We start from the raw sequence: 10,212 nt of genomic DNA on the forward strand, positions 1-10,212 counted from the left end.
CCCGCGCCGAGCCCTTCGACCTCGGCGCGGTCGCCGAGGCCCGGCGGGCGCTCGCCGGCCTCGACGCCAAGGCGGCCGGGGCGCGGGTGAGCGCCGAGCGCGGCCTCGCGCGGGATTCCGCCGAGGCCGCCCGCTCGCACGGGCGCATCGCCGAGCGCGAGCTGGCGGAGGCCTGCGCCGCCTGGCGGGTGGAGAACCCGCTGGCCTCGGGGGACGCCCCGGCGATCGACGGCTTCGCCTGGGTGCGCCGGGAATACGAGGCGGTCGAGGGGCACGAGCTGCGCCGCTACCGGGCGCAGGCCGAGCGGGCCGAGTCCGAGATGCGCCGCCTCATGACCGAGGACCTGCTGACGCGCCTCGCCGACCGGTTCGAGCGGGTCCATGCCCGGCTCGCGGCGCTGAACGAGCGGCTCTCGGCGCGCAGCTTCACCGGCCAGACCTACGCGTTCGAGGCGGCGGTGGACCGCCGCTACGCCGCCGTCCACGCGCTGGCCACCGAGACCGCCCGCTCGCCCGAGGCCGCGCAGGCGCTGCTCGCCGGCGAGGCGGAGGGGCCGATGGCGGCTGCGCTCGAGGAGATCACCGCGCTGATCGCCGGCGCGGACGACGCGGCGCGGCTCGCCGATTACCGCAACTACTTCGTCTACGAGATCGGCATGCGCGACCGGGCGGGCAACCGCACCACGATGTCGGCCCGGGCGCTGCGCGGCTCCGGCGGCGAGGCGCAGGCGCCGTTCTACGTGGCGATCGCCGCGTCGCTCGCCAGCGCCTACTATCCGGGCGACCGGCCGGGCGACGAGAATCCGGGGCTCGGCCTGTGCCTGCTCGACGAGGCGTTCTCGAAGCTCGACGTGCGCAACAGCCAGGCGCTGGTCGATCTCTACCGCGCCTGGGGGCTGCAGCTGCTGATCGCCGCCCCCGAGGACAAGCGCACGACGCTGACCGAGGTGATGGACACGATCGTGACGGTCTACAAGAGCCCGGACCTGACCTCGGTCCGGATCGAGGCCGAGCACCCCCTCGAGGCGGCCCGGCGGGCGCTGCACGCGATCAACCCCGACCAGGTCGGGATCGAGGGCTTCCGCCAGTCGGACGCCGCGGAGTGAGCCCGCGGGGCACCGGGGCGGGGCTTCGCGCCGCCGTCCCCGGTATCCCCGTTCTCCGGGTGATCGATCGTCAGTTCAGGTAGGTGCGGATCCAGTTCGGCGAGAGGATCTCGCCCTCTTCGGTGATGATCCAGGGCTGCTTGGCCGGGTCGGCCAGGGCGCCGGCCGCGGCGGCGATCGCCTCCCGCAGGGTCCGGTAGCGCTCGGGCTGCGCGAGCGGGGCGCTCGCCGGGGCCGTGCGCCAGATCGTCAGATCCGCGGGCCGTTCCAGAGCTTCGGTTTCCATGGGTACTCGTCCTTCCGAACCGTTTTGGACCGTTCAGACCGCCGCCGCCGGGCTCTGCCGAGGGGCTGCGGCGATCGATGGTCTGAGCGTCAATGCAAGCATCTCTGCGGCAGCTTTGCGATCAATTCGGGCGGTTCTCGAAACCAGCGTCCGGTGCCGAGGCACGAGTTCGGGCGCGGTTCGGTGTTCCATGTCCGTATTGAGCGCGACTGAGCTGCCCTGGACTTGCGAGAATTGTGGCTCCTGAATGATGACCATTCCGTTAGCCAGTCTGCGCCCGTCGCCGACGTGCGCCAGAACACGTCAGGGGCCTGTCGGCGGCGGCGCCCCTCTGTGTTGACGCCCCGATCCTGAACGCGCACTTAAGGCTCGGCCCGTCGGGGCCCGCCTACGCGCTTCTCTCGGAGTCACCCGTGCCGGATCGTACCGTGCGCATCGTCCTCGCCGCGGTCCTGGTCCTGCTGGCGCTCTACGTCGCCCAGCCCTACCTGCAGCCGCTGCTCTACGCGGCCGACACGCCCCGGGCGATCACGGCCCGCGGCGATCTGGCGCCGGCCGAGTCCTCGACGGTCGCGCTGTTCGAGCGCGCGAGCCCGTCCGTCGTTCACGTTTTCGCGCAGGGCGCCGCGCAGAACCGCGACCTGCTCGACCTCGACGACCAGGGCGGCGAGCAGGGCGGGACCCAGACCGGCACCGGCTTCGTGTGGGACGGCGCCGGCCACATCGTCACCAACACCCACGTCGTGCAGAACGCCGCGCGGAGCGGCGGCTCGGTCTCGGTCCGGATGAGCGACGGCGAGGTCGTGCCCGCCACCCTCGTCGGGATGGCGCCGTCCTACGACCTCGCGGTCCTGCAGCTCGGGCGGGTGCGCCACATGCCGCCGCCGCTGGCGATCGGCACCTCGGCCGATCTCAAGGTCGGGCAGTCGGCCTTCGCCATCGGCAACCCGTTCGGCCTCGACCACACGCTGACGACCGGCGTCATCAGCGCCGTGCGGCGGCGCATGCCGACGAGCGAGGGCCGCGAAGTGTCCGGCGTCATTCAGACGGACGCGGCGATCAACCCGGGCAATTCCGGCGGCCCGCTCCTCGATTCCGCCGGCCGGCTGATCGGCGTCAACACCGCCATCGTCTCGCCCTCTGGCGCCAGCGCCGGCATCGGCTTCGCGATCCCCGTCGACGTGGTGAACCGGATCGTGCCGGAACTGATCAAGGCCGGCCGCGTGCGCAATCCCGGCATCGGCATCATCGCCGCCCAGGAGGCGGCCACCGCGCGGCTCGGCATCGACGGCGTGGTGATCGTGCGGGTGCTTCCCGGCTCCCCGGCCGCGCAGGCCGGGCTGCGCGGCGTCGACCCGCAGACCGGCGACCTCGGCGACGTGATCGTCGAGGCCAACGATCGCCCGGTCCACCGCCTCGCGGACCTGACCGCGGCCATCGAGGAGGCCGGCCTCGGCGCCGGCGTGACCCTCAAGGTGGAGCGCGACGGCCGGATCCGGCAGGTCCGCGTCACCACCGCCGAGGTCGCGGAGAATCGGCGATGACGCGCGCGGCCCTCCTCCTGCCCCTGATCCTCCTCGCCGCCGCCGCGCGCGCCGGCGAGGCGCCCACGCGCGCGCGCCTCTGCCCGGAGAACCTGCCCGAGGGCGTGCGCCTCCCGCCCCAGCCCGGCTGCGACGCGAGCGTGCGCCCGCCGAGCCAGCGCCGGCCGGGCCACTTCGATCTCGGCGACGGGACGAGCATCCAGATCGGCGGGAGCGCGTCCGCCCTCTACGGCGTGCGGCACTGAGCGATGATGCTGTTCGCCGGCCTGCTCGCCTGCCTGACCCTGTGGTGGCTGTCGAAGAACTCGGGCGGCCTCGGCCGGAGGCTCCGCGGCGGTCTCCGGGCGGGCCTCGGTGCCGCCCTCGGGCGGGCGCGTCTTCCGACCTTCGGCGCCTTCGCGCTGCTCGCGGCCGGGTTCCTGCTCCTGCGCGGGAACTTCGTCCTCGCGGCACTGCTCGGGCTGAGCGGCGTCTGGATGATCGAGGGCCAGGCCGCCATGACCGCGCGGCTGCGCCGGCTGATCCGGCCGGGATCCGGCGAGCGCCCGCGCGACCCGGAGGACCGCCGCTTCCGCACGGTCCTGATCGACGCCCTCGTGCGTCCGGACGGCAGCCTGCGCACGGGCCGCGTCATCGCGGGGCCGGGTGCCGGCGCGTGGCTCGACAGCATGCCCACCGGGGCCGTGGTCGAGCTGCTGCGGCTCTGCCGGATCCGCGACGCCGCGGGCGCCGCCCTGCTAGAGCCGTATCTCGACCGCCGGGCGCCCGGATGGCGTGTAGACGCTGAGGGCGATCGCGACCCGCGGCCGCGCCGTCCGCCGCATCCAGGGGCGATGACGCAGGAGCAGGCGTACGAGATCCTGGGGCTTCAGCGCGGGGCGACCGCTGAGGAGATCCGGTCGGCCCACCGGTCTCTCATGAAGCGCGCCCACCCCGACCAGGGGGGCAGCGCCGAGGGCGCGGCGCGCGTCAACGCGGCCCGGGACAGGCTTCTGAACCGACATCGCTGAACTCCACGCGCGTTGTCAGAGAGTTACCGATCGTCGGCCGCGGACGAACTCGGTCGCGGCCGTTCCGTATCCGGCGCGCGGGCGCGCCGGTGGCTCGCGAAACGCGGCGCGCGGGCGCGCCGACGGGTCTCGCGGGTCTCAGCTCCGGGTGGCGAAGCAGCTGAAGCCGCTGCGCTTCAGGGCCGAGCAGGCCTCCTGGGCGGAATCCTGCTCGGCGAAGCCCGAGAAGCGGGCGCGGAACAGCGTGGTGCCGCCGTGCTCGACCTTGACCGTGTAGGGCGCGGCCTTCGACAGGCTGCCGCCGACCTTGGCGCGCGCCTCCGAGAGCATCGTCCGGGCCTTGGACTCGTCGTCCATGGCGCCGAGCTGGATCACCCAGGCGGTCGGGACGACGCGGGCGCCGGAGACCGCCTTCGGCGGCTCGTCGCGCTCGAGGGAGGCCACGCGGGCCGTGGACTTGGACGCGCCCGGGAAGGGCGGCTGGGCGTTGCCGCCGCCGGCATAGGCCTGGGCCGCCTTCGGGATGCCCTGCGGGCCGGGCTTCCAGGTGCCGCCCGGCGTCGTGGTCTTGGCGGGGGACAGGTCGAGGGGCTCGCCGGTGGTGCCGGTCGTCTCGACGTCCTCGTCGTCCGCGGAGGCGACCTGCGTGCGGGTCCGCGAGACCGCGTCGGCGACGACCGCCGGGCGGGCGCGCTCGGCGACCTCGGTGACCGGCGCCGAGATCCGGGCGCCGGCATAGGCGCGCGGCAGGCTGGCGCGGACGAGGTCGGCCATGATCCGGTCTCGGCTCGCGCCGGACTTGCCGCCCAGCACGATCGCCACGATCTGGCGCCCCTCGGACTTCGCCGCGGTCATCAGGTTGAAGCCGGAATCCCGGGTGTAGCCGGTCTTGATCCCGTCGACGCCCTGGACGTTCCCCAGCAGGCGGTTGTGGTTGCCGATCACCCGGCCGCGGAACGCGAAGGACCGGGTCTGGAAGTAGCGGTAGTAGTGCGGGAAGCGGTCCTGGATCGCCCGGGCCAGCACGGTCAGGTCGCGCGCGGTGGTCAGCTGGTCCGGGTCGGGCAGGCCCGAGGCGTTGGCGTAGTGCGTGCGGCTCATGCCGAGGGCGTGGGCCTTCGCGGTCATCATCTGGGCGAAGCGCTCCTCGGAGCCGGCGATGTTCTCGCCGATGGCGCAGGCCACGTCGTTCGCCGACTTCGTCACGATCGCCTTGATGGCGTCCTCGACCGAGATGGTCTGGCCGGGGCGCAGGCCGAGCTTGGACGGCGCCTGGGCGGCGGCGTGGGCCGAGATGGTCAGGTCGGAATCGAGGGCGAACTTGCCCCGCTCCATCTGCTCGAACAGCATGTAGAGCGTCATCACCTTGGTGATCGAGGCCGGGTGCCGCAGGGCGTCCTCGTTCACCGCGTGCAAGGTCTTGCCGCTCTTCACGTCCACGACCATCGCCGCGTAAGGCGGGTTGTAGCCGCCGCCGGCGCGGGCGTGGTGGTGCCGACCGCGCCGGGCGTCGGCCGGTGAGGCCATGGCCGTCAGGACGGCGGCGGCCAGGATCGCGGCCGGGAGCGCTGGAATCGTCCGGGAGCGGCCTACTACGCTACGCATCACGCCTGATTGCCTCGCGAAACCGGATCTGGCCGGTCGTATCCCCTGCAGAGCCTTCCGCCGATCACGTGGCCCCGCTGCATCAGTGGAGAGTTAGGCAAGTGCAGTTACAGGCCCGTTAATGCGATCGCGGCGGATGCCGGATCGTGCCGTTCCGGCATCCGCTTACCGGCCGTTCCCGACCCGCTGTTGCCGGTCGGCCATGCCGTGCCGGCTGCGGCCGGCCGCTCTTACAGGCCCGAGCTTGACGCTGGCTGTCGTGCCGCACACTCTCGCGGCGATCCGAAACTGTCGGTCGCGGATGGCCGGCCGGCTCGGCGGCGGACCGGAGATCGGCGATGCAGAGACCCCCTGCCCTCCCCCTGAGCCCGGTCGCCACCGGCTTCGAGACGCCCCTGCGGCGGTTCGGGATCGCGAGCCGCGCGGCCCAGACCCTCGGCATCGAGTATCTCGACTCGGTCAAGAAGGCCCTCGACGATCTCGGGGCGACCTGGGGGGCGCTGGCGGCGGCCCGCAGCCCGACCGAGATCCTGGCGGTGCAGGCCGCGTACCTGCAGCGGGCCGGGGAGCGCGCCGCGGCCCGCTCCGCCGCCGCCCGGGACGCGATGCTGGGCCTGACCGGCGCGTTCCTGCGGCCGAAGGCGCTGTCGCCGGCCGCGGCCCGTCCCGGGCCGGCGCGCTAGCGGGTCGGCCATCATGCGCCGGGGACGCGCGGTGCAGGGCGGACAAGTGCGCACAGGCGTCTGGCGAAGTCGGCTCACCGTCTGTAGATTAACCGGCGTGGAGCTGAGCGCTGCTCCCGGCAGGCCAGGATCAGGATCGGCCGTGAGGACCGGCGGCGCCCGCTCCGAGCAAGGGATCGGTTCGACGCACATGAGACAGGTCCCCATGCAGGGCACCGCGAGTTCGACCAGGGAGCACCGGCCGGCGCGTATCGCGGTCACGGCATCCGGTTCGCGCGCCCCCGGGGGCGACGACCGCTCCAACACCGCGATCATCACGCGCACGAAGCCGCGGACCAAGCGGCCGAGTCTGTACCGGGTACTCCTTCTGAACGACGACTATACGCCGATGGAGTTCGTGGTCCTGGTGGTCGAGCGGTTCTTCAACAAGAGCCACGAGGACGCCTACCAGATCATGATGCACGTGCATCAGAACGGGGTCGGCGAGTGCGGGGTCTTCACCTACGAGGTCGCGGAGACCAAGGTGACGCAGGTCATGGACTTCGCGCGCAAACACCAACATCCTCTCCAGTGCGTTATGGAAAAGAAATAGGCGCCGCTCGCGGTAGGCACGAAGGACAGAGGCCAGCTTTGCCAAGCTTCTCACGCAGCCTAGAACAAGCCCTCCACCGCGCCCTGGCGCTCGCCGGGGAGCGCCGGCACGAATACGCGACGCTGGAGCATCTCCTGCTCGCCCTGGTGGATGACCAAGATGCGGCCGCGGTCATGCGCGCCTGCAACGTCGAGATCGACACGCTCAAGCGCAGCTTGGTCGACTACGTCGACACCGAGCTCTCCAACCTCACCGGCGACGGCCGGCAGGACGCCAAGCCCACGGCCGGGTTCCAGCGCGTGATCCAGCGCGCCGTGATCCACGTCCAGTCGTCGGGCCGCGAGGAGGTGACCGGCGCCAACGTGCTGGTGGCGATCTTCGCCGAGCGCGAGAGCCACGCCGCCTACTTCCTGCAGGAGCAGGACATGACCCGCTACGACGCGGTCAACTACATCAGCCACGGCATCGCCAAGCGGCCGGGTGCGTCGGAGTCGAAGCCAGTGCGCGGCGCCGAGGACGAGGGCGCCTCCGAGCGTCCGAGCGACGAGGGCGATCCCCGCGGCGGCGCCAAGAAGAAGGGCGACGCGCTCGACGCCTACTGCGTCAACCTCAACAAGAAGGCGCGCGACGGCAAGATCGACCCGCTGATCGGCCGCGAGAGCGAGGTCCAGCGGACCATCCAGGTCCTCTGCCGCCGGCAGAAGAACAACCCGCTGCTCGTGGGCGATCCCGGCGTCGGCAAGACCGCGATCGCGGAGGGGCTGGCGCGCAAGATCATCCAGCACGAGGTGCCGGAGGTGCTCGCCGACGCGACCGTCTTCTCCCTCGACATGGGCACGCTGCTCGCCGGCACCCGCTACCGGGGCGACTTCGAGGAGCGCCTCAAGCAGGTGATGAAGGAGATCGAGGCGCACCCGAACGCCATCATGTTCATCGACGAGATCCACACGGTGATCGGCGCCGGGGCGACCTCGGGCGGGGCCATGGACGCGTCGAACCTGCTGAAGCCCGCCCTGGCCTCGGGCACGCTGCGCTGCATCGGCTCGACCACCTACAAGGAGTACCGCCAGTACTTCGAGAAGGACCGCGCCCTGGTGCGGCGCTTCCAGAAGATCGACGTCAACGAGCCGTCGATCCCCGACACGATCGAGATCGTGAAGGGCCTGCGGCCGTACTTCGAGGAATTCCACAAGCTCAAGTACACGACCGAGGCCGTGAAGGCCGCGGTGGAGCTGTCGGCCCGCTACATCAACGACCGCAAGCTGCCCGACAAGGCGATCGACGTGATCGACGAGACCGGCGCGTCGCAGATGCTGGTGCCGGAGGCGCGCCGCAAGCGCACCATCGGCATCAAGGAGATCGAGGCGACCATCGCCACGATGGCCCGGATCCCGCCGAAGACCGTCTCCAAGGACGACGCGGTGGTGCTCCAGCACCTGACCGAGAACCTGAAGCGCGTGGTCTACGGCCAGCCGAACGCCATCGAGGCCCTGACCTCGGCGATCAAGCTGGCCCGGGCCGGCCTGCGCGACCCGGACAAGCCGATCGGCTCGTACCTGTTCGCGGGCCCGACCGGTGTCGGCAAGACCGAGGCCGCCAAGCAGCTCGCCGCCTCGCTCGGCGTCGAGATGCTGCGCTTCGACATGTCGGAGTACATGGAGCGCCACACGGTGAGCCGCCTGATCGGCGCGCCCCCCGGCTACGTGGGCTTCGACCAGGGCGGCCTGCTCACCGACGGGATCGACCAGCACCCGCACTGCGTGCTCCTCCTCGACGAGATCGAGAAGGCGCATCCGGACCTGTTCAACATCCTGCTGCAGGTGATGGACCACGGGAAGCTGACCGACCACAACGGCAAGCAGGTCGATTTCCGCAACGTCATCATCATCATGACGTCGAATGCGGGCGCCTCGGACCTGGCCAAGGCGGCCTACGGCTTCACCCAGTCGAAGCGCTCCGGCGACGACGTCGAGGCGATCAACCGGCTGTTCGCGCCGGAATTCCGCAACCGGCTCGACGCGATCATCTCGTTCGGCCACCTGCCGAAGGACGTGGTGGCGAAGGTGGTGGACAAGTTCGTCCTCCAGCTCGAGGCGCAGCTCGCCGACCGCAACGTCACGATCGAGCTCTCCGACGAGGCCCGGGACTGGCTGGTGGAGCACGGCTACGACGACGCGATGGGCGCGCGCCCGATGGCCCGGCTGATCCAGTCGACCATCAAGACGCCGCTCGCCGACGAGGTCCTGTTCGGCAAGCTGAAGGACGGCGGCGCGGTCCGCGTGGTCGTCCGCAAGCCGGAGGACGGCGAGGCCAAGGCCGGCGCGAAGGACGGTCTGACCTTCGAGTTCCCGGCCGGTCCGGTCACGCCCAAGCCCGAGAAGGACGTGACCAACGCCGCCAAGCGCCACAAGCGCGCCAAGCCTCGCACCGCGGCCCGGAAGAAGACGCCGAAGGACAACAAGGGCGGCGGCGGCAGCTCGGGCGGCGGCGTCCGGACCGTGCCGAAGGTGCCACTCGTGCGCGCCTAATGGTGTGCAGGCCGGCCGGCGGCCTTCCGGACTCGGGGGCCGCCGGTCTATGACCGCCGCGACGCGCATGCGCCGCGGCGAGGAGGCGCCCGATGACTGACAACCTGCACGAGGGACACCTGTCCCCCGTCGCGCAGCCGGCGCCCCCCAAGAAGCTCACCCGGCGCGAGGAGCGGCGCCGGCGTCGCCAGCGGCGGCGTCGCGGCGAGGAGGTGCTGGCCTGGGTGCTCGTGCCGTTCATCTGCTTCGGCATCTACTGGGGCATCGCCGCCGGCTTCGACTTCTTCGGCACCTCGCCGGGCCAGGTCTGGGACCAGCTGATGCAGGTCAAGGCCATGATGGAGAAGCGTTCGGGCCCGCAGGGCGCGCGCGGCTAGCGCGCCGCTTTGGGGCCGGGCGCGCGGGAGGCGACGCCTCCGGACGGTTCCGAGCGGGCGCGCCCATGACACCGACCCGTCGATCGCTGCTCGCCGCCCCCCTGCTGGCGATGCCGGCCCTCCGGGCCCGCGCCGGCGGCGGACCCGTGGTCGTCGTCGGCGCCGGGGCCGCCGGGCTCGCCGCGGCCGCCCTCCTGCGGTCCGCCGGGCAGAGCTTCACCCTCGTCGAGGCTCGGGACCGGATCGGCGGCCGCACCTTCACCGACCGGGCGCTCGGCGCCGCGTGCCGGTTCGACGCCGGCGCCGAGTACATCCACTGGGCCGAGCGCAATCCCTGGGCGCCCATCGCCCGGGCGGCCGGGGCGCACGTCGCCCGCGAGGACGGCTGGGCGCGCCGGCTCGTCGTCGACGGCCGTCCCGCCACCGCCGCCGAGGCGGCGCAGCGGCGCGCCGGCTTCTCCGGCCTCGACGCGCTGCTCGC

The 10,212-nt window shown here is 72.2% G+C and carries 11 protein-coding genes; 9 read left to right on the forward strand and 2 right to left on the reverse strand.

The genetic code is table 11. The features are described from left to right. The coding region (locus ACLBYE_RS27405; protein ID WP_447696588.1) for an SbcC/MukB-like Walker B domain-containing protein at positions 1 to 1,106 on the forward strand (1,106 nt) is incomplete at its 5' end. 70 nt (positions 1,107 to 1,176) lie between these two features. Here ACLBYE_RS27405 and ACLBYE_RS27410 read toward each other — a convergent pair. Next, positions 1,177 to 1,392, reverse strand: a complete 216-nt coding sequence (locus tag ACLBYE_RS27410; protein WP_042674010.1) for a hypothetical protein — start codon at positions 1,390 to 1,392, stop codon at positions 1,177 to 1,179. A gap of 413 nt (positions 1,393 to 1,805) precedes the next feature. Here ACLBYE_RS27410 and ACLBYE_RS27415 point away from each other — a divergent pair, with 413 nt between their 5' ends. From ACLBYE_RS27415 to ACLBYE_RS27425, 3 genes are read left to right on the forward strand one after another with little or no spacing between them, the layout of a single operon-like run. Continuing rightward, entirely contained in the window at positions 1,806 to 2,936 is a 1,131-nt protein-coding gene (locus ACLBYE_RS27415; protein ID WP_447696589.1) for a S1C family serine protease, read from the forward strand. Beyond that, positions 2,933 to 3,181 (forward strand): hypothetical protein, encoded by a 249-nt coding sequence (locus ACLBYE_RS27420; RefSeq protein ID WP_447696590.1) that lies wholly within the window; start codon positions 2,933 to 2,935, stop codon positions 3,179 to 3,181. The genes ACLBYE_RS27415 and ACLBYE_RS27420 overlap by 4 nt, the downstream gene beginning before the upstream one ends. 3 nt (positions 3,182 to 3,184) lie before the next feature. Further along, a complete protein-coding gene (locus ACLBYE_RS27425; RefSeq protein ID WP_447696591.1) occupies positions 3,185 to 3,946 on the forward strand; it encodes a J domain-containing protein in 762 nt (253 codons plus the stop codon). Positions 3,947 to 4,084: 138 nt separating this feature from the next. Here the strand turns inward: ACLBYE_RS27425 and ACLBYE_RS27430 are convergent, their stop codons facing one another. Next, the gene (locus ACLBYE_RS27430; RefSeq protein WP_447696592.1) at positions 4,085 to 5,551 is read right to left on the reverse strand and encodes a serine hydrolase; all 1,467 of its coding nucleotides are present in this window, start codon (positions 5,549 to 5,551) and stop codon (positions 4,085 to 4,087) included. Positions 5,552 to 5,889: 338 nt separating this feature from the next. Between ACLBYE_RS27430 and ACLBYE_RS27435 the strand changes: the two genes are divergently transcribed. The 5 genes from ACLBYE_RS27435 to ACLBYE_RS27455 all read left to right on the forward strand — a co-directional run. Next, positions 5,890 to 6,234: a phasin family protein gene (locus ACLBYE_RS27435; RefSeq protein ID WP_447696593.1), complete on the forward strand. Its 345-nt coding sequence runs from the start codon at positions 5,890 to 5,892 to the stop codon at positions 6,232 to 6,234. Between the two features lie 205 nt (positions 6,235 to 6,439). Next, a complete protein-coding gene (gene clpS, locus ACLBYE_RS27440; RefSeq protein WP_100253538.1) occupies positions 6,440 to 6,826 on the forward strand; it encodes an ATP-dependent Clp protease adapter ClpS in 387 nt (128 codons plus the stop codon). A 38-nt stretch (positions 6,827 to 6,864) separates the two neighbouring features. Next, positions 6,865 to 9,354, forward strand: a complete 2,490-nt coding sequence (gene clpA, locus ACLBYE_RS27445; protein WP_447696594.1) for an ATP-dependent Clp protease ATP-binding subunit ClpA — start codon at positions 6,865 to 6,867, stop codon at positions 9,352 to 9,354. Positions 9,355 to 9,446: 92 nt separating this feature from the next. Beyond that, a complete protein-coding gene (locus ACLBYE_RS27450; RefSeq protein ID WP_447696595.1) occupies positions 9,447 to 9,731 on the forward strand; it encodes a hypothetical protein in 285 nt (94 codons plus the stop codon). A gap of 65 nt (positions 9,732 to 9,796) precedes the next feature. Beyond that, positions 9,797 to 10,212, forward strand: a 416-nt coding sequence (locus ACLBYE_RS27455; RefSeq protein ID WP_447696596.1) for an NAD(P)-binding protein, incomplete at its 3' end; no start/stop codon positions are given.

The sequence above is a fragment of the Methylobacterium sp. A52T genome, from assembly GCF_053346095.1.